The organism is Streptomyces sp. NPDC001292 (genome assembly GCF_042896465.1).
Lineage (GTDB): Bacteria > Actinomycetota > Actinomycetes > Streptomycetales > Streptomycetaceae > Streptomyces.
Genome location: NZ_JBIAXG010000022.1, coordinates 119446 through 137380, shown reverse-complemented (window position 1 = coordinate 137380; position 17935 = coordinate 119446). Strand labels below are relative to the sequence as shown.

Below are 17935 nucleotides of genomic sequence, written 5' to 3'. Positions count from 1 at the left end.
CCCCAGCAGGCACAGACCTACACCCTCGAAGTCCAGATCCAGATCATGGACCACGGACTTGCATCCCGTCGCCGCCGGTAAACGCAACGGTGTTGACGTCATCGTCGTCGGCGGCGGTACAGCCGGCTGCGTGCTCGCCGCCCGTCTGACCCAGGACGCGGGCACCCGCGTCCTGCTCCTGGAGGCCGGCTCGGCCACCCTGCCGGACGCCGTGACCCATCCCCCGTCCTGGCCCTCGCTCGCGGCCTCGGGGGCCGGCTGGGGCGACACGACCGTCGTCCAGCGCGTCTCCGACGCCCCCGTGGCCCTGCCCCGCGGCAAGGGCCTGGGCGGCTCGTCCGCCATCAACGCCATGGTCTTCGCCCGCGGCCACCGCATCAGCTACGACAGCTGGAGCGACCACGGCGCGAAGGGCTGGACCTTCGACCACCTGCTTCCCTACTTCCAGCGTTCCGAGACCACCACCGGCGGCGCCCCCGGCCGCGGCACCCGAGGCCCGCTCGCCGTCGCCCCGGCCAAGCAGCCCAACGAGGTCCTGCTCGCCTGCCTCGACGGCGCCCTGGAGACCGGACACCGTCGCGCCTTCGACATCAGCGGCGGCCTGGAGGAGGGCTTCGCTCCCGTCGACCTCAACATCGTCGACGGCCGCCGCCAGAGTGCCGCCGACGCCTACCTCGCCCCGGCCCTGGACCGCCCCAACCTCGACGTCGTCACCGGTGCGACCGCCCACCGGCTCCTCTTCGACGGCAGGCGCTGCGCAGGCGTCGAATACGGCGCCGACGGCCGGACCCACACCGCGCTCGCGGCCGGAGAGGTGGTGCTGACGGCGGGAACCATCGGATCCGCGCTGATTCTCCAGCGCTCCGGCATCGGCTCCGCGGACGATCTGCGCCAGGCCCGGGTCGACGTCCTCCACGAACTGCCCGGCGTCGGCCGCAACCTGCACGACCACCCGCGCGCCAATCTCGTCTACCAGGCCCAGCGGCCGGTGCCGGCGGCCCGCTACAACCACGGCGAGATCCTGGGGCTGCTGCGCAGCACCCCGGACGCCGACGGGCCGGACGTGCAGATCATCTTCATCGACATCCCGCTGCCCAACCCGGTGGCCCCGGTGCAGAACGGCTTCACCATCGGCATCTCACCGATGCGCCCGAAGAGCCGCGGCTCACTCCGGATCAGCTCGGCCGACCCGTACGCGCCGCCGGTGATCGACCCCCGCTACTTCACCGAGGAGGCGGACGTCCGGGCGGTGGTGTCCGGTATCACCACAGCCCGCCGGATCGCCTGGTCCTGCGCGCTCGCCGGGTGGGGCATCGAGGAGGTCAGCCCGGGGCTGTCCGCGGTGGACGAGGAGTCGATCGCCGACTACACCCGCCGGTACTTTGCCTCCTCCTGCCACCCCGTCGGCACCTGCACGATGGGCGAGGACGAGGTGTCCGTCGTGGACTCCGAGCTGCGGGTGCGCGGACTCGACGGGCTGCGCGTCGCGGACGCCTCCGTCATGCCCTCCATCCCCTCCAACGACACCACCGCCACCGTGTACGCGATCGCCGAGCGCGCCGCCGACCTGCTGCGCCGTCCCTGACCCGCTCGACGTGGCACCGTGGACGGCCCGCACCCGTCCCGTTCCACGGCCCTACCCGAAGCAGACCGTAACAACCCATTGCCGGATAACAGGCACGGGGCGCCGAGACCGGCCCCGACACGGCTCGAACTCCCGCCGGGGCGGAACCGGGACAAACGGCAAGGGGTGAAAACTAGACGTCCTTTAGACTTCAATGATTGCATGGGCCACACGGAGCCGGGTGCAAGCGCAGCCAGGTCGGCCACAGCACCGGGCCTCCTCCGTCGGCCGTTGGAGGCAGCCCGATGAATGACCTGGACTCGACCCTCTGCCCGGCCTCGACACGGCTGGTCGGACGCGACGGGGACCTCGCGTTCATCCAGTCCTTCTTCAGCAACTCCGAGGTATACGGAGCGGCCCTGCTGCTCTCCGGCGAGGCCGGGGTGGGCAAGACCGCCGTGCTCGACTCCGTGGCAAAGGGCGCCGTGCACAACGGCATCCGGGTCCTGCGCGCGGCAGGCGTGCAGTTCGAGGCCGACATCAGCTACGCCGGCCTCAACCAGCTGCTCGTCCCGCTCTTCGACGACTTCGACATCCTCGACACCGTGCACGGCGACGCCCTGCGGGTCGCGGTCGGCATCGGCAGCGGCCCGCCGCCGAACCGTCTGCTGACCTCCACCGCCGCTCTGCTGCTGCTCCGGCTGATATCCGTACAGACACCGTTGCTGCTCGTCATCGACGACCTGCCGTGGCTGGACCGGGCGACCAACGCCGTGCTCGGCTTCGTAGCCCGCCGCCTGGTCGGCAGCCGCATCGGCTTCCTCGCGGCGTCCCGCGACGGCTCCGAGAGCTTCTTCGAGTCCAGCGGTCTGCCCGAGCACCGGCTGGAGCCACTGGACGAGGACGCGTCGGCCGAGCTGCTCGCCCTCGCCCACCCCGACGTCTCCCCCGCGGTACGGCGCCGCATCGCCGCCGAGGCGCGCGGCAATCCGCTCGCGCTGGTGGAGCTGCCGATGGCGCTTTCCGCCGAGCAGCGTTCGGCCCTGGCGGCGGTACCCACCGTGCTGCCCCTGAGCGATCGCCTGCAGGCCATGTTCGCCTCACGGGTGGCCGGTTTGCCGGACCGCAGCCGGGAGCTGCTGCTGATCGCCGCCCTCGACGGAACCGGTGACCTGGCCGCCATCGAGGCCGCCGGGTCCGGCCGGGCCTCCGTGGACGATCTCACCCCCGCGGAACACAAACGCTTGGTGACGGTCTCGGCGGACAACCGGCGGCTGTCCTTCCGGCATCCGCTGATCGGCTCGGCGGTGGTGGAACTGGCGACCGCCTCGGAGCGCAGACGAGCCCACCAGGCGCTCGCCGACGTGCTCAGCGACCAGCTGGAGCGCCGCGCCTGGCATCTGGGCGAGGCGGCCGTCGGTCCCGACGAGAAGGTCGCGGCCCTGCTGGAGGAGGCCGCACGCCGCCGCCTGCGGCGTGGGGACGCGCTCGGCGCGGTGACGGCCCTGACCCGGGCCGCCGGACTCAGCACCATGGCGGCCGACGAGAGCCGCCGGCTGGCCGAGGCGGCCTATGTCGGCGTGGACTCCGGCGGAGAGCTGGAGGACGCCTCCCGGCTGCTCGCCGGGGCCCGGCTCGCCCATCCCGTCACCGGAGAGCAATCCCTGCACGCGGCCGCCGCGTCCGCGTTCCTGCTGATCAACAGAGACGGCGACATCGACACCGCGTACCGGCTGCTGGTCGGCGCGATCGAGTCGGGGCAGCACGGGTACGACGCCTCGGACACCGGCCTCATCGAGGCACTGCACCTGCTGGTACTGCTGTGCTGGTACGGCGGTGACCCCAAGCTGTGGGAGCCGCTGATGGCCTTCGTGGACCGGCTGACGCCGGAACCGCCCGAGCTGCTGTGGGTGATCACCCAGACCTTCGGCGACCCGGCGCGCACCGGTGCCGGGGCCCTGCCCAAGCTGACGGAGCTGATCGCCACCGTGGGCGACGACGCCACCCGGGTGATCCGCGTCGGCACCGCCTCGGTCTTCCCGGACCGGCTCGGGGACTTCCGGTGGGCCACGCGCCGGCTGGTGGAGCAGGGCCGTGCCGGTACCGCGCCGGTCCGTCGGCATCTGGGCGCGCTGATGCACCTGGGCCTGGACTACTTCCACCTGGGCCGGTGGGAGGACGCCGCGCAGCTGGCGGCCGAGGGGCTGGCCCTGTGCGAGGACCACGACTACCGGTTCTTCGCCTGGTACTTCCACTACATCCAGGCGGTCGTGGCCGGTGTGCGGGGTGACGGGGAGACCAGTGCCGCGCTGACCGAGGAGATCGTGCGCTGGGCGACGCCGCGCGGGACCCACGGCGCGCGGTTCTTCGCCTGCCACGCCCGGGCGCTGGCCGCCCTCGGCAGCGGCGACTTCGAGACCGCCTACCAGCACGCGAGCACACTCAGCCCGCCCGGAACCGTCGCCTCCTATGTGCCGATCGCCATGTGGGGCACGATGGACCTGGTCGAGGCAGCCATCAGGACCGGCCGGGAGCGGGAGGCCGCAGCGCACGCGGTGGCGATGCGCGAGTCGGCGATGGCCGGGCTGTCATCCCGGCTCGAGCTGCTGGTGCTGGCGTGCGAGGCGCTGACCACGCCCGGGGAGGCGGGGCTCGCCCTGTTCGAGCAGGCGCTGTCCCTGCCCGGTCCGGAGCGCTGGCCCTTCGACGTGGCGCGGGTGCGTCTCTTCCACGGCGAGCGGCTGCGGCGACTGCGGGCCACGACGGAGGCCCGCAACCAGCTGACCCAGGCGCTGGAGGCCTTCCGGCGGCTGGGCGCCGAACCCTGGGTGACGCGCACCGCGGCGGAGCTGCGGGCCAGCGGCCAGTCCGCGCCGACCGCCGCCCGGCCCGGCCGCGTGGCGCTGACCGCCCAGGAGCTGCAGATCGCCACGCTCGCGGCGACCGGGCTGACCAACAAGCAGATCGCCGAGCGGCTGTTCCTGTCGCACCGGACCATCGGCACGCACCTGTACCAAATCTATCCCAAGCTGGGCATCACCTCGCGGGCCGCGCTGCGTGACGCGCTCTCCGAGCTGGAGACGAACGAAAGCGAGTGATCGCGCCGGGCGAGGGCGGACGACTTCGCCCTGCCTCAGTCATTTGACGTATGCCGCATCCCGGCCGCCCCGCGCAGAGTGGACGCGAGGACACCCCGCCGGGCGTCCTCCCCCGGTGGCCGCGCTCAAGGTCACCCGGCACCACGAGAGGGGAACCTGGATGTTCGGCGCCTCGGACAGCCATCCGGACATCCACTGGCCGTCGGGCTTCTCGCCGGACCAGGCGCACAGCTTCTGTCAGGCGCAGGCCGTCGTGCACGCGCCGCCCGCCACGGCCTTCGCCCTGCTCACCTGCGTGACGCGGTGGCCGGAGTGGGTTCCGGGTGTCACCGAGGTCCGGGCCGGGCCGCTCACCCGGACGTTCGAGGTGTGGTTCCACGGGCAGCGGTTCGAGCTCTTTCTGGGCGAGCACGTGCCGCACAGCCGGCTCGGCTGGTCGGGCATCGGCGCCGGTGTGCAGCTGTATCAGGCCTGGTTGCTCACCCCGGTCGAGGACGGCACACATGTGGTCATCGGGAACGTGGTCCGGGGTCCCGCCGCGAAGTCCCTCAACGAGTTGTCCCCGGTGTGGACACAGCGCCTGAACTCCCTATGGCTCGCACAGCTCAAGCGGCTCTCGGAAAGCGCCCCGTAGAACAGCGAGGCATAGCCCGACCCGCCCGGAAACACGCCGCCGGCCGGCACCCGGTGAGGGCGTCGGCCGGTCGAGGTCGAGTGGTCCGGCGGGTCAGGCGGCCGGGACTGCTTCCTTGGCGTCGGCCGGGGCGGAGTCGGCGGTGCCGGCCTTGTCGTCGGTCTTCCGCGTCGACTTGAGGAAGAGGGCGAGGACGATGCCGACGGCGAGGGTGGGGGCGATCCAGAGGTATCCCATGGCCGTGGCGTGGGCGAAGGCGTCCAGTGCGGTGTCGCGCAGGGCGGCGGGCAGCCGGCCGATGGTGTCGGGTCGGGCGGCGTCGAAGCCTCCGGCAGTCGGCAGGCCGTGGGTGCGGTGGGCGAAGCCGGTGTTGAGCAGGGTGCCGAAGACGGCAACTCCGAAGGCCGCGCCGATGGAGCGGGCGAAGGTGACGACGGCGCTGGCGGCGCCGAGGTCGGCGGCGGGCACGCTGTTCTGGACGGTGGTCAGCACGACCATGGGGACCATGCCGATGCCGACGCCGGTGATCAGGAAGTAGACGCTGAGCACGAGGGTGTTGGTGGCGGCATCGATGGTGCCCAGCAGGAGCAGTCCGGCGAGGTTGGCGAGCAGACCGCCGAGCAGGATCATGCGCAGCCGCTCGACGTGTGCGGCCCAGCGTCCGGCCAGGGACTGGCTGATGACCAGACCGGCGACCAGCGGCAGCATGTAGATGCCGGACAGGGTGGCCGAGACGCCGTGGACGATCTGGAGGTAGGTCGGCAGGTAGACCAGCACGGCGAACATCGCGGCGTTGGCGAAGAAACCGATCAGCGAGGAGAAGACCACGGTCGGCGAGCCGAGCATGGCTGGCGGCAGGACGGGGGCGGCGGCGCGGCGCTCGACCGGCACCAGCAGCGCGCCGAGGACGACGGTGGCGACGATCAGGCCGACGATGGCAGGCGAACCCCAGCCCCAGCGCTCGCCGAAGGACGTGATCAGGACCAGGCCGGTGGCGATGGCGGCCAGGGTGGTGGCGCCGGCGTAGTCGATGCGGGCCCTGGCGCCGCGGGTGGCGGCGGGCAGCGCACGGGCGGCGATGGCCAGGGCGACGATGCCGACGGGCAGGTTGATCAGGAAGGCCCACCGCCAGGACAGCTGGTCGGTGAAGACGCCGCCCAGCAGGGGGCCGACGATGCTGGCCACGCCGTAGACCGAACCGAACATGCCCTGGTACCGGCCACGTTCGTGAGGTGCGACGATGTCGCCCACAAGGGCGAATGTCAGCACGATCATGCCGCCGCCGCCCACGCCCTGGAACACCCGGGCGCCGATCAGCTCGGGCAGGTTCTGCGCCAGGCCGCAGGCCACCGAGGCGATCAGGAAGATCGAGGTCGAGGCCAGGTAGAGCCGCTTGCGGCCGAACATGTCGCCGAGCTTGCCCCACAGCGGCGTCACCGCCGTGGAGGCGAGCAGGTACGCGGCGCTGACCCACGCGATGTCGTCGAACCCGTTCAGGTCCTCCGCTATCCGGGGCAGCGCGGTGGAGACGATCGTCTGGTCCAGGGCGGCCAGGAGGACCGCGAGGATCAGCGCGCTCATGGCGGCGGCCACACCACCCACCCTGGGTGCTGCGGACTGCTGTGCCTTCGACATCGGGACGTGCCTTTCTGGAAGTGGTGCACATGGACGGTGTGCCGACCGCGCGCCAACGATCAGACTCATTGGTCTGGCACTACCTTTCTTATTTGTCACTCTACTGTAGCAGTTATTGTCGAGGGGTCTACTCCCGAGAGGCGTTAGATGTCTAAGGCTTCACACTCCGCCACTAGACTCGGTGCGGTGAGAGCTGACGCAGCACGCAATCTGGAAGCCGTCCTGACCACCGGGGCGCGCATGCTCGCCGCCGACCCGGGCGCGAGCATCGCCAACATCGCCGCCGAGGCGGGCGTGGACCGGCGCACCGTCTACCGGCGCTTCGCCTCCCGCGAGGAACTCCTCGCCGCCATCTACGAGTCCCGCCTGGAGGCCATCGAGCGGGCCATCGAGGACGCACGGCTGCGCGAGGCACCCGTCGCCGTCGCCCTGCACCGCTACGTCGAGAACATCATCGGCGTCAACCGCACCTGGCCCGTCGACCTCGCCCGCATGCTCGCCGACGACAGCGTCCACGCACGGCGCGACGCGTCCATCCGCGAGGTCGACGCCTTCCTGGAGCGGGCCACCGCCGAAGGCCTCCTGCGCCCGAACCTCCCGGAGGGCTGGGCTAGCGCACTGCTGCCCCAGCTGATGCACCTCGTATCCCGGCAACAGCCCCAGCTGAGCCCCGCGCAGGGGGCGGACATCGTCGTCGACACCCTGCTGCACGGTCTCGGCGCCTCCTGACATACCGACGGCCCTCGGGAACACACGTGTCCAGGTGTTCCCGAGGGCCGTCGGCCTGTGCGGCGGCGGTGTGAAGGGGTGCGTCCCCGCCGCCGCTCAGCTCATTCCAGGACCTGGCGAGCCGTGTCCGTGCGGGGGGCCTCCTGTTCCTCCTCCGCTCCTCCGGGGCGCCGGGCGAGTGCCGGCGGAGGCAGAGGGACGGTTCCGGGCAGGCGGACGCGGCGGAGTCGGGACGGCTCGTTGCCGGGGTCGGGGCGCTTCAAGGCTTCTCCCATCGATGCGTTCGACATGCCGTGCCCCGGCGCGCGAGGGATGCTGGGCCGCGGGGCGGACAAGGGTGGGTGTTCTGATCAACCAGCGGCGGCAGTCACGCATTCCGGTACGAACCGATTCCGTCACGAAGACGGCCGTCGGCGTGTCCAGTGTCCAGTTGACGACATGACACAACCGCGCCAGGACGCGCGGGCATGCACCCCTCGCCGGCGGCCGAATATTTCCGGCATCCCGTCCCCCTGTCCGTTGAAGGGACCGCCGTGCCGCCTCTGCCTCTGCGCAGGGGCGGGTGGACAACGCTGTGCACCGTGGTAGTGGTGCTGGCGGCGTCACCCGCCCCGGCCTTCCAGGCCGCCCAACCGCCCGCCTCCCCGGCCGCCCGTGACCGCCGCCCCGGCGCAGGCCCCTGCCCGACGCGCCGAGGGTGACCCTGGTGACGGGCGACACCGTCACCGTCGTCCGAGCAGCCGACGGCACACAGACCCACCTGGTGCAGGACCCGCAGGGTCGCTACACCGGCTTCGAGACCCACCGCAGCGGCTCCGACACCTACGTCTATCCGCACGACGCCCTGCCCTACGTCGCCGCCGGCCTGCTGGACCTGAACTGTTCGACGTCACACGGCTGCTGGTGGACGGCTACGACGACGCGCACCGCGACCGGCTCGCGCTGATCGTCACCTACACCGACACCGCCCGGCGCTCCGGCCGCCAGGCCCCGCCGCAGGGGGCCCGCACGGTGCGCGCGCTGGACAGCATCGGCGGCGCGGCGCGCGCCGTGGACCGGTCGGCGGCGTTCTGGACGTCGGTCACTAGCGGCGCCACTGCGCGGACAGGGGTGAGCGGCCCCGGCTCAGGGACGGCATCGCCAAGATCTGGCTGGACGGCAAGGTGAAGGCGGACCTGGCCGACAGCACCGCCCCGGTGGGCGCACCGCAGGTGTGGGCGGACGGCGACACCGGCGAGGACGTCGATGTCGCGATCCTCGACACCGGCGTGGACACCGGGCACCTCGACCTCGCCGGGCGGATAGCCGCGCCGAGGACTTCGTCCCCGGTGAGTCGGTGACCGACGCGACGCGAACGGCCACGGGACGCACGTGGCCTCCACCGTCGCCGGGAACGGTGCCGCCTCCGGCGGCCGGGAGAAAGGCGTCGCGCCGGGAGCGCGGCTGCACATCGGCAAGGTGCTCTCCGACGACGGGACGGGCCAGGACTCCTGGCTGCTGGCCAACATGGAGTGGGCGGCCCGCGACCAGCACGCGGAGATCATCAGCATGAGCCTGGGCGGCCCGTCAACCGACGGCTCCGACCCGCTGAGCATGGCGGTGGACCGGCTGAGCGAGGAGACCAGGGCCCTGTTCACCGTGGCCGCGGGCAACTCCGGGCCCGATGGCAGCTCATGATGACCGTGTCCGGTCTGGGCCCGTCTCCACTCCCCTGCCGTCTGGTCTCGGAGAACTCTCGCGACGCGTGGCCCGCGCCCTACTCCACCGCCACCCGCACCGAGTGGGGATGCACCTCCCGGGCGGGCGCGGCGCGCGAATAAGCCCAACTGCCCCTGATCCAGCTCGACTACGGGATCGCCACCGACTCCGCCGGCCGAGCCTCCCGGCACACCGGTCTGACGGTCACCGCCTCGCACCTGCCGGGATCCACCGACGTCGCCGTCGACACGGTGGGTGTGGACGTCTCGTACGACGACGGGACCACCTGGCACCGGGCGGACCTCCGCCACACGGCCGACGGGTGGCACCCGGCTCGACGCGCCGCACACCGCCCGGTTCGTCACCCTGCGCACCAGTGCGCGCGACGCCCGCGGCAACAGAGCGCGGCAGAGCATCGTCCGGGCCTTCGGACTCAAGTAGGCCTGCCGAGTGCCGTCAGCCCCGCCGGACGCCTTCGAGGAAGCGGCCGGCCAGGTCGATCCGTTCGGCGAGGGTGGCGGGCGTCTGCCCGAAGTCCACGAACAGCTCGTGCACACCCGCCTCGGCGGCGGCCCGCGCGTAGTCGATGTACTGGGCGAGGGTGCCCGCCCGCGGCATCTGCTCGGCGTCGGTCCTCGTGTCGGTCAGCTCGGGGTTGACGCGCAACGCCATGCGCAGGGAGGCGGGGTCGCGCTCCGCCTCTACCGCCTCCTTCTGGATGACGTCCCACAGGCCCATCAGATGGGACAGCGGCATCGCGACGGGCAGCCAGCCGCCGAGCCTGCGTCCGATCCGGCGCAGGCCGCCGGGGTGAACGCGGCGAGCAGCACGGGCGGCCCGGGCCGCTGGCGCGGCTTGAGTCCCACCACGGTCTCCGGGATGGTGAACAGCGGTCCCTCGTGCGAGAAGACGTCGCTGTTCCAGTACTCCGCCAGGACGTCCAGGGTCTCGTCGAGCCGCGCGCCGCGGCCCTTCCACGGCACGGAGACCGCGGTGTACTCGTCAGGCATCCAGCTCAGGCCGAGGCCCACGATTAGACGTCCCTGCTGAGCAGGTCGAGCGTGGTCAGCGACCGGGCCAGCATGAGCGGTGGCAGCCACAGACCGTTCAGGGTGCTGGTGCCCGGATGAACCCGCGTCGTGTGGGAGGCGGCGAAGGTCAGGGCAACCAGGGGGTCCATATGGTTCTCGTAGGCACGCGGCATCTCGCCGTCGCCGCTCGGGTACGGGGCGGCAGGCACGCGCGGGGCGAGGACGCGGTCACCCCGTCCACAGCGAGTCGTATCCCATGTCCTCGGCGGTGCGGCAGACGCGCAGGATACCTTCCGGCCGGGGCGTCGGGGCCGAAGGTCGGCAGGGCCAGGCCAAGTTGCATCGGTGCCTCCTCAGGCGGTGACCCGATCCGGGTCCTTGTCTCTCAAGGGGATGCCCAGCAGGGCTTCGAGTGCGGCGACCGTCCGGGCGGGATCCACGGCGTGGACGGTGGCGAAACCCAGGTCCGCCGCGGGGGCCAGGTGTTGCTCGGTGTCGTCCACGAACACGCACTCCTCGGCGGTCAGGCCGAGTTCGCCCAGGACGAGCCGGAACATCTCCGGCTCGGGCTTGCGCGTCCCATGGTCCTCCGACAGCACCACGGCGTCGTAGCGCTTCTCCACCTCGTAGCCGTCGTACAGGTTCCACGGGGTCAGGCCGACGGAGTTGGAGAGGATGCCGACCCTGACGCCGGCCCGGCGGGCGGCGGCGGCCGCGGCGATCACCGAGGGCTCGGGACGCAGGTCGGCGAAGATACGGCCCATGAGGTTGTCCGGCGGGATGCCGAGCAGTGCGGCGGCCGCCTCGTTCCACTGGGACTGGGTGAGCGCGCCGCGCTCGAGCTCCTCGTTGATCCGGATCCCCTCGGGGTCGAGGTAGAGGCGGGTGAGCAGCGTCCCCTCCGCCAGTCCCTCACGGTTTTCGAAGGCGAGCGCGGCGGGCAGCAGAGGTGTTGTCAGCACACCACCGAAGTCGAGGACGAGGGCCTTGCGGTGCGGAGTCATACCCACACCCTAAAAGGCCCCCGGCTCGGGCTTTCCACCAGGTCGCCATGTTTTCTCGTCGGTCAGGCACATGTGTGTCGGCTGAGGGTGGGCCGATGCGACGTATGAACCGCGGGGCAGGCGTCTGCGTTGTACTGTGTGAAGGGTTCCCGCCGCCGCACCGACGACGGCGGCGGGAACCCCACCTTCGGGCGCACCCGACGGGCGCGGCCGACGGGTGGTGCGGGCCCGGGAAGCCTGCCCTCTCCCGGACCCGCTCGGGACTGGCTGCCTTCCTCAGCGGCCGGAGCGGAAGCGGCCCCCGCGTGACGTGCACGTCTCATGTACCGCGCCGGCGGGGCCGCATACCCCGTTGGACCATGGGCCGGTGATGAGCCACGAGCGCTCGCCGGGTTTGTAGCAGGCTAGGGCCGCGATGGAGATCCGCCGCTGGGAGCGTCCCCTCACCGTGATGACCGGGGTGACGCCACGACGGGACCAGGTCCGGGCGGTGGGCGGCGTCATCGAGAAGCCGGCCCCGTCCTCGCAGACGAGGTAGGCGTCGAGCGCCGCCGCGGTGCTTCCACGTGCGGGAAGGTCCCTTTCACCCACCCGGCCACGACCACGTCGTCCCGCTCGACCGCTCGCCGGGCCGGGACCTGGTGGCTCCAGCCGTGGCGGCGCAGCATCTGGGAGATGCCCGAGAGTGTGAACGACTTGTGGAACCGCCGCCCGATCAGGGTCTTGATCCTAGCCAGGTCTGGTCCGGCCAGCCGTGCGCGACTGGGCCCTTGGCCAACTCCTGCTCCAGTACCGCGAACAGCTTCTCGCTCAGCTTGGGCAGCGACACTGGTCCCACCGACCGAAGACCGTCCGTGCCGGCGTCCTGCCAGGCTCGGCGCCACCGCTGAACCGAACGAACGCTCACCCGTAAGTCCTTGGCGACCTCCGCGTTGGAGGCGCCGGCGCCGAACCGTTCGGCGGCCTCCATCCGGATCCGCTCACGAAACGCCTGCCGTTCAGGCGTCAGCCCACCACTCTGCGGATACCTCATATAAACGGCATACCGCGACGATCACACCTCGTCAGCCCCCAACGACATCACGCTTCCAAAGTCAGTAGCTGTTCTTCAGGCGGTGCGGGTTCGCCGGGTACACGCCCAGGATGCGCACCTCGGAGGAGAAGAAGCGCAGCTCGTGCAAGGCGAGGGCGACGCGCTCGTCGTCGGGGTGTCCCTCGACCTCGACGTAGAAGCGGCTGGGGTTGAGGCCCGCGCCCATCTGGTAACTCTCGATCTTGGTGAGGTTCACGCCGCTGCTGGCGAACCCGCCGAGCGCCTTGTATAGGGCGCTGGGGATGTTGCGCACACAGAAGAACAGGCTGGTCATCGTCGGATCACCGGGGTGCGGGGCCAGGTCGGCCTCCCGGGAGAGGACGACGAACCTCGTGGTGTTGTCCGGGTCGTCCTCGACCTCGGAGCGCAGCACGTCGAGGCCGTAGAGCTGGGCCGCGGCGGGCGGGGCGAGCGCCGCGTGCCGCGGGTCGCCCAGTTCGGCCACCTCGCGCGCCGCTCCGGCGGTGTCGTCGCTGACGAGGGTGCGCCAGCCGCCCTCGCGCAGCAGCTTGCGGCACTGTCCCAGCGCGTGCACATGGCTGCGGACGTACTCCACCTGGTCCACGGTCGCGCCGGGCACGCCCATCAGGTCGAAGCGGATGGCGAGGAAGTACTCGGCGATGACGAACAGCCCCGACTCCGGCAGCAGGTGGTGCACGTCCGCGACACGTCCGGCCGCGGAGTTGTCCACCGGGATCACGGCGACGTCGGCGGTGCCGAGGGTCACGGCGTCCAGGGCCTGCTCGAAGCTCGTGCAAGGCAGCTCGCCGGCGCCCGGGTACAGGGCGTGCGCGGCTGTCGCCGAGTTGGATCCTGGTTCACCCTGATATGCGACGGTCGTCACCGGGTTCAGCCTTCCTGGGGGAGGTCCTGTCGTCGCGCGGCAGGAGCTCCATCACATACCGCACCTGCTGAAGTATCGGTGACGCGGCCTCGATCAGGCTCGTCAGGGGATGCCCGACGCCGCTGTCGTCCGCCGCGAGCACGTGTTCGTAGGCCACCGCGACCACCTGGTGGACGGCGCTCCCGGCCTGTCCCACGCGTGCGGCGAGCCGCCTTTCGACGTCCTCGGGCAGTCCCTGCCGGGCGGAGGGGCCGCCGTGCAGGACCGCGGCCAGGATCAGCCGTTCGTCGTGCAGGACGGCGGCCAGTTCGGGGCCGGTCGGGGCGGCGAGCGCGTCGGTCATGCGGCGGGCCGCGCCCAGCGCCAGACCGGTGACCGCCGTCCACAGGAACACCGCGTCGCCGGCGCGCAGCGGCGTGCCCGCCGTGTGCGTGACGAAGCCGGCCGGCACGTACACGTCCTCCAGGCGGAAGTCGGGCCCTGCCTCCCCGGTGAGGACGCGGACCGCGCCCGGCAGGACCCTGGAGGGCGCCACGAAGAGGTCGGGATCTCCGCTGCGTGCAGGGGCGAGCGGCAGCACCAGCCAGGGTCCGGTCCCGTCGGGCGAGGACAGGCGCCACTGTCCGGACAGCGCGAAGCCGCCGGGGACGGGCCGGGCGACCGGCCCGGGGAAGTCTACGCGCGGGACGGCGGTGGTGAGCGGCGCGGCCCAGTTCCAGGCGCGGGTCAGCTCCTGCCAGGCGCCGGCGGGGTCGGCGTGCCCGGACGTCTCGCAGAACGCGAGCACCCGTGCGAGCGGGGTGTCGGGTCCGAGCACCTCGGGGTGGCCGCCGGGGGTCGTCATGGGCCTAGGCAGCCTGCTCACCGCCTTCGGCCGGGGTCGTCGTGAGGACGACGTTGTGGAGTTCCTCGCCCCGCTCGTAGCGGTACAGCTGCCGTCGCACGAAGTCCGCGGTCATGGTGGGGAATGCGTCGGTGAACGCCGCCACGTGCGGGGTGATCACGGCGCCGGGCAAGTTCCACAGCGGATGGGCGGACGGCAGCGGTTCCGGGTCGGTGACGTCGAGCCCGACCCGCAGCCGGCCCGCCCGCACATCCCGGACCAGCGCGCGGGTGTCGACGAGCTCGCCGCGGGCGACGTTCACCAGCAGCGCCCCGTCCTTGAGCAGCGCCAGGGCGTCCGCGCCCAACATGCCGCGCGTCGTGTCGGTCAGCGGTGCGCACAGCACCACGGCGTCCACGGTGGGCAGCAGCGCGTGCAGCTCGGCCATCCCGTGCACCCGTCCGGACGGTGTGGTGCGCGCCGTCCGGGCCACGATGACCGGCTCGCAGCGGAAGGCGCCGAGCCGGTCGGCGACGGAGGCACCGACCGCGCCGTAGCCGATGACCATGACGCGCTTGCCGACCAGCGAGGAGCGGAACTCGGGCCGCCACTTCCCGTGCGCCTGGTGCGCGGCGAACCGGTCCAGCCCCCGGCACAGGGCCAGCAGCAAAGTGACCGCCAGTTCGGCGGTGGCCTCGCGGTGCACCCCGCGGCCGGTGGCCAGCCGGGTTCCGGAGGGCATGTCGTCCAGCAGCGGCATCATGTGGTCGTAGCCAGAGCTGAGCAGCTGCAGCACCTTCAGGTTGCGCATCCGCGGCAGTACGGGGCGCAGGACGCGTTCGGCGCCGGGCGCCGGCGGGCCGACGAGGAAACCGACGTCGGCAGGGTCGCCAGGCAGCGGGCCCGAGCCGTCCCAGTACGCATAGGAGAGTCCGTCAGGCAGTCCGGGGATCTGGCTTCGGCGATAGGGGAGCCAGACGGTCTTCCCGTCCTTCATCGTGCATCAGCTTCTTCCCGCTCCAGTGCCGCGGGCCGGGCGCTCACACGCCGGGCCCGCCGAGAAACATGTGGCCTTTCGCTCACATGAGAGGACGTGTGTGTCACGGCCCGAGGTTCACGTGAGACTCGCCACTCACAGGTGTGAACCCGGAGCTGAGGCCGCCGCGAGTACGGAACATGAGTACGTCGCACAGCACGACCGGCCGCGCGGACCAGTCCCTCCCAGTCTGCCGACCAGGTACGCCGCATGGACGTGGTCACCGCCGACGGCACGCTACTGCGGGTGACACCGGACAGCGACCCGGAGCTGTTCTGGGCGCTGCTCGGCTGCAAGGGCAACTTCGGCATCGTCGTTGCCATGGAGTTCGCCGTCTTCCCGGTGACCCGGTTCTACGGCGGCGGCCTGTACTTCCGCGGCGAGGACACGGCGCGGGTGCTCGCCGTGTGGCGGACCTGGCTGCAGACCATCGACGAGGACACCACCACCTCGGTGGCCGTGCAGCGGCTGCCGGACACGTCGGGTCTGCCCGACGTGCTTCGGGCCGCGTTCGTCCTGCACGTCCGTGTCGGCCACCTGGGTCCGGCCGACGAGGGCGAGCGCCTGGTTGCGCCCTTGCGCGGGGCCGCGGTCCCGTTGCTGGACACCCTCGAGGAGCACCCTTTCGAGCAGGTCGGCGAGATCCACCGGGATCCGGTGCGGCCCGCGCCGGTGTGGGAGGCGAGCATCGGATGCGGGAGTTCTCCGCCGCAACCGCCGAGGCGTTCACCGCGCTCACCGGCGCCGACTCCGGCTGCCCGCTGAGCCTCGTGGAGATACGGGCCCTCGGCGGTGCCTTGGACCGGGAGCCGTCCGTACCCAACTCGGTACCCTCCCGCGGGCTGCCGTTCGTCACCCTCGCCATCGGTGTCGCCGAGGCCGCCGAGGCGGCTCCCGTCAGGGACTACCTGGCCGCCTACGCCGAGGGCATGGCTCCCTGGGCCGACCGTCGCAACATCATGAACTTCCTCTCTGCGCAGGCGGCTTCGACGCCGACGGAGATGCGCGCCCTCTTCGGCGCCGAGCACCACGCGCGGCTGGCAGCCGTCAAGCGGCGCCTCGACCCCGCCAACGTGTTCCGCCTCAACCACAACGTCGAGCCCGGTTGAGCCGGCTGAACGGTTCCCGGACGGGGTCCGCGCCGAATGCGAGGACCCGGCCGACGCATCACCACCCACGCGCTCGATGGACAAACGAGGGCCACTTCGGCCAGCACCTCCAGGGTGCCGACCGGTGAGAGTTCGCAGCCGCCGAAGCGCTCGGGGACGGCGCGCCGGAACCGTCCCGCTCCCCGCAGCGCCCGCTCGGCCTCGGGCGTCAGCCAGCTGTCGCGCTCGGCCGTCTCCGCAGCACCGCTCAGCACCGGCGCTATCTCGCGCGTTGCCTCGATGAGGCGGTGGGTCGGATCGGCGAGCGCCACGCGCCTGCCACCAATCGATGGGTTCATCACCACTCCAGAACGGCACTGTGCGGACCCTCGGGTCCGATTCAGGTCTTTCACCACAAGCGGACTCGAGGGTCCGATCACCGACGATCTCTCGGGGCGCGGGATACGTATGAGCCCAGCTCACATGTGTCGTAGCGTCGCCGCGGGCCGGGCCACTGTGGTACGCACTCGTCCCGCACCGACGTCCGCGCGGGCCTCAGTCCTCGTATCGGATGCGGTGGCACAGGGCGGGGATGTCGCCCGCAGCGAGGCCCGGCATGACCGCGGGCAGGTCCTCGAACCGGCTCTCGCCGGTGACCAGGGCGTCCAGCGCCGGATCGGCGAGGAGTTCCAGGGCGAGCGCGATCCGGTCGGCGTAGCTGCGGTGCGCGCGGGCCGGCGAGACAGTCCCGACCTGGCTGCTGCGGATGGTGAGCCGACGGGAGTGGAAACCCTCGCCGAGCGGCAGGGCGATGCGTCGGTCGCCGTACCAGCTCAGGTCGATCACCGTGCCCTCGGCTCTGAGCAGTTCCAGGGACCGGGCGAGGCCTTGCTCGGTGGCGCTGGCGTGCACGACCAGGTCGCACTCCTCGCGCGCGTCCTGCGGGGCGGCGAACTCCACGCCGAGCGCGGCGGCGATCCCGGCCCGGGCGGGGGTGGCGTCCACCAACTGCACTCGCACACCGGGAAACCGGGCCAGCAGGGCCGCCGCAGAACAGCCGATCACGCCGCCGCCGACCACCGCGATCCGGTCGCCGACCAGGGGCGCGGCGTCCCAGAGGGCGTTCACCGCGGTCTCCACGGTTCCCGCGAGGACTGCCCGTTCGGCGGGCACGCCCTCGGGCAGCGGGGTCACCGCACTCGTGGGGGCGACATAGCGGGTCTGGTGCGGGTACAGGCAGAACACCGGTCGGCCGGTGAGGTCGGCGGGCCCCTCCTCGACGACTCCGACGTTGAGATAGCCGTACTTCACCGGGCCGGGGAAATCGCCGTCCTGGAACGGCGCCCGCATCACGTCCCACTGGCTGCGGGGCACCTGACCGCGGAAGACCAGCGCCTCGGTGCCGCGGCTGACCCCCGACCACAGCGTCCGCACCAGGACCTCGTCCTCCCCCGGCTCCGGAAGCGCTACGTCACGTATCTCCCCGTGGCCCGGTGAACTCAGCCAGAACGCGCGGGCGGAGTGGCTCATCGTGGTGTTCCTCCAGAGGGATCGGGGCGTCGGGGCGACGACACATGCCTCGCAGCAGAAGGTACACACTTCACGCCGGACGCCGGGCGTGTGTCCGACGGTCCGAGCGGACACTTATTCGGCGGCCG

General features: G+C 71.8%; 17 protein-coding genes and 3 pseudogenes. 10 read left to right on the top strand and 10 right to left on the bottom strand.

What is annotated here, in order from left to right; all coding sequences use genetic code 11:
• Positions 1 to 58 precede the first annotated feature (58 nt).
• The 3 genes from ACFY4A_RS23190 (at position 59) to ACFY4A_RS23180 (ending at position 5296) form a co-directional block, all read left to right on the top strand.
• Positions 59 to 1585, top strand: coding sequence for a GMC family oxidoreductase (locus tag ACFY4A_RS23190; protein ID WP_390831257.1), 1527 nt, complete (start codon positions 59 to 61; stop codon positions 1583 to 1585).
• Between the two features lie 284 nt (positions 1586 to 1869).
• On the top strand, positions 1870 to 4662 hold the full coding sequence (locus tag ACFY4A_RS23185) for an AAA family ATPase (RefSeq protein WP_390831256.1): 2793 nt from the start codon (positions 1870 to 1872) through the stop codon (positions 4660 to 4662).
• A 115-nt stretch (positions 4663 to 4777) separates the two neighbouring features.
• Entirely contained in the window at positions 4778 to 5296 is a 519-nt protein-coding gene (locus ACFY4A_RS23180) for an SRPBCC family protein (RefSeq protein WP_390831255.1), read from the top strand.
• Between the two features lie 93 nt (positions 5297 to 5389).
• Here the strand turns inward: ACFY4A_RS23180 and ACFY4A_RS23175 are convergent, their stop codons facing one another.
• Positions 5390 to 6931: an MDR family MFS transporter gene (locus tag ACFY4A_RS23175; RefSeq protein ID WP_390831254.1), complete on the bottom strand. Its 1542-nt coding sequence runs from the start codon at positions 6929 to 6931 to the stop codon at positions 5390 to 5392.
• Positions 6932 to 7171: 240 nt separating this feature from the next.
• On the opposite strand from ACFY4A_RS23175, the gene ACFY4A_RS23170 reads away from it, so the two are divergent.
• The 5 genes from ACFY4A_RS23170 to ACFY4A_RS23150 all read left to right on the top strand — a co-directional run bounded on the left by ACFY4A_RS23170 (position 7172) and on the right by ACFY4A_RS23150 (position 9337).
• Positions 7172 to 7660: a TetR/AcrR family transcriptional regulator gene (locus tag ACFY4A_RS23170; RefSeq protein ID WP_390729795.1), complete on the top strand. Its 489-nt coding sequence runs from the start codon at positions 7172 to 7174 to the stop codon at positions 7658 to 7660.
• 706 nt (positions 7661 to 8366) lie between these two features.
• Positions 8367 to 8606, top strand: coding sequence for a hypothetical protein (locus ACFY4A_RS23165; RefSeq protein ID WP_390729792.1), 240 nt, complete (start codon positions 8367 to 8369; stop codon positions 8604 to 8606).
• The gene (locus tag ACFY4A_RS23160) at positions 8564 to 8827 is read left to right on the top strand and encodes a hypothetical protein (protein ID WP_390831253.1); all 264 of its coding nucleotides are present in this window, start codon (positions 8564 to 8566) and stop codon (positions 8825 to 8827) included. The genes ACFY4A_RS23165 and ACFY4A_RS23160 overlap by 43 nt, the downstream gene beginning before the upstream one ends.
• A complete protein-coding gene (locus tag ACFY4A_RS23155; protein ID WP_390831252.1) occupies positions 8824 to 9000 on the top strand; it encodes a hypothetical protein in 177 nt (58 codons plus the stop codon). The genes ACFY4A_RS23160 and ACFY4A_RS23155 overlap by 4 nt, the downstream gene beginning before the upstream one ends.
• Before the next feature lie 31 nt (positions 9001 to 9031).
• Positions 9032 to 9337, top strand: a complete 306-nt coding sequence (locus ACFY4A_RS23150; RefSeq protein ID WP_390831251.1) for a S8 family serine peptidase — start codon at positions 9032 to 9034, stop codon at positions 9335 to 9337.
• 477 nt (positions 9338 to 9814) lie between these two features.
• Here ACFY4A_RS23150 and ACFY4A_RS23145 read toward each other — a convergent pair whose 3' ends face one another.
• The 8 genes and pseudogenes from ACFY4A_RS23145 to ACFY4A_RS23110 form a co-directional block, all read right to left on the bottom strand.
• On the bottom strand, positions 9815 to 10114 hold the full coding sequence (locus ACFY4A_RS23145; protein WP_390831250.1) for a hypothetical protein: 300 nt from the start codon (positions 10112 to 10114) through the stop codon (positions 9815 to 9817).
• Positions 10096 to 10538, bottom strand: a pseudogene (locus ACFY4A_RS23140) (LLM class flavin-dependent oxidoreductase). Before ACFY4A_RS23140 ends, ACFY4A_RS23145 begins: the two are co-directional and overlap by 19 nt.
• A 204-nt stretch (positions 10539 to 10742) precedes the next feature.
• Entirely contained in the window at positions 10743 to 11393 is a 651-nt protein-coding gene (locus ACFY4A_RS23135) for an HAD-IA family hydrolase (protein ID WP_390831249.1), read from the bottom strand.
• Positions 11394 to 11753: 360 nt separating this feature from the next.
• Positions 11754 to 11897 (bottom strand): annotated as a pseudogene (locus tag ACFY4A_RS23130) (IS630 family transposase); the annotation flags it as partial.
• Positions 11894 to 12426: pseudogene (locus tag ACFY4A_RS23125) on the bottom strand (winged helix-turn-helix domain-containing protein). The pseudogenes ACFY4A_RS23125 and ACFY4A_RS23130, both read right to left, overlap by 4 nt.
• 61 nt (positions 12427 to 12487) lie before the next feature.
• Positions 12488 to 13330 carry a prephenate dehydratase gene (locus ACFY4A_RS23120; RefSeq protein ID WP_390729785.1) on the bottom strand — a complete coding sequence of 281 codons (843 nt, stop codon included), beginning with the start codon at positions 13328 to 13330 and terminating at the stop codon, positions 12488 to 12490.
• Positions 13305 to 14174, bottom strand: a complete 870-nt coding sequence (locus ACFY4A_RS23115; RefSeq protein ID WP_390831248.1) for a hypothetical protein — start codon at positions 14172 to 14174, stop codon at positions 13305 to 13307. The genes ACFY4A_RS23120 and ACFY4A_RS23115 overlap by 26 nt, the downstream gene beginning before the upstream one ends.
• A gap of 4 nt (positions 14175 to 14178) precedes the next feature.
• Entirely contained in the window at positions 14179 to 15150 is a 972-nt protein-coding gene (locus ACFY4A_RS23110; protein WP_390831247.1) for a 2-hydroxyacid dehydrogenase, read from the bottom strand.
• Positions 15151 to 15399: 249 nt separating this feature from the next.
• On the opposite strand from ACFY4A_RS23110, the gene ACFY4A_RS23105 reads away from it, so the two are divergent.
• Both ACFY4A_RS23105 and ACFY4A_RS23100 read left to right on the top strand, forming a co-directional pair.
• Positions 15400 to 15954: a hypothetical protein gene (locus tag ACFY4A_RS23105; protein ID WP_390831246.1), complete on the top strand. Its 555-nt coding sequence runs from the start codon at positions 15400 to 15402 to the stop codon at positions 15952 to 15954.
• Positions 15882 to 16298 carry a BBE domain-containing protein gene (locus ACFY4A_RS23100; RefSeq protein ID WP_390831245.1) on the top strand — a complete coding sequence of 139 codons (417 nt, stop codon included), beginning with the start codon at positions 15882 to 15884 and terminating at the stop codon, positions 16296 to 16298. The genes ACFY4A_RS23105 and ACFY4A_RS23100 overlap by 73 nt, the downstream gene beginning before the upstream one ends.
• Before the next feature lie 534 nt (positions 16299 to 16832).
• Here the strand turns inward: ACFY4A_RS23100 and ACFY4A_RS23095 are convergent.
• Positions 16833 to 17807 carry an FAD-dependent oxidoreductase gene (locus ACFY4A_RS23095; protein ID WP_390831244.1) on the bottom strand — a complete coding sequence of 325 codons (975 nt, stop codon included), beginning with the start codon at positions 17805 to 17807 and terminating at the stop codon, positions 16833 to 16835.
• Positions 17808 to 17935 lie beyond the last annotated feature (128 nt).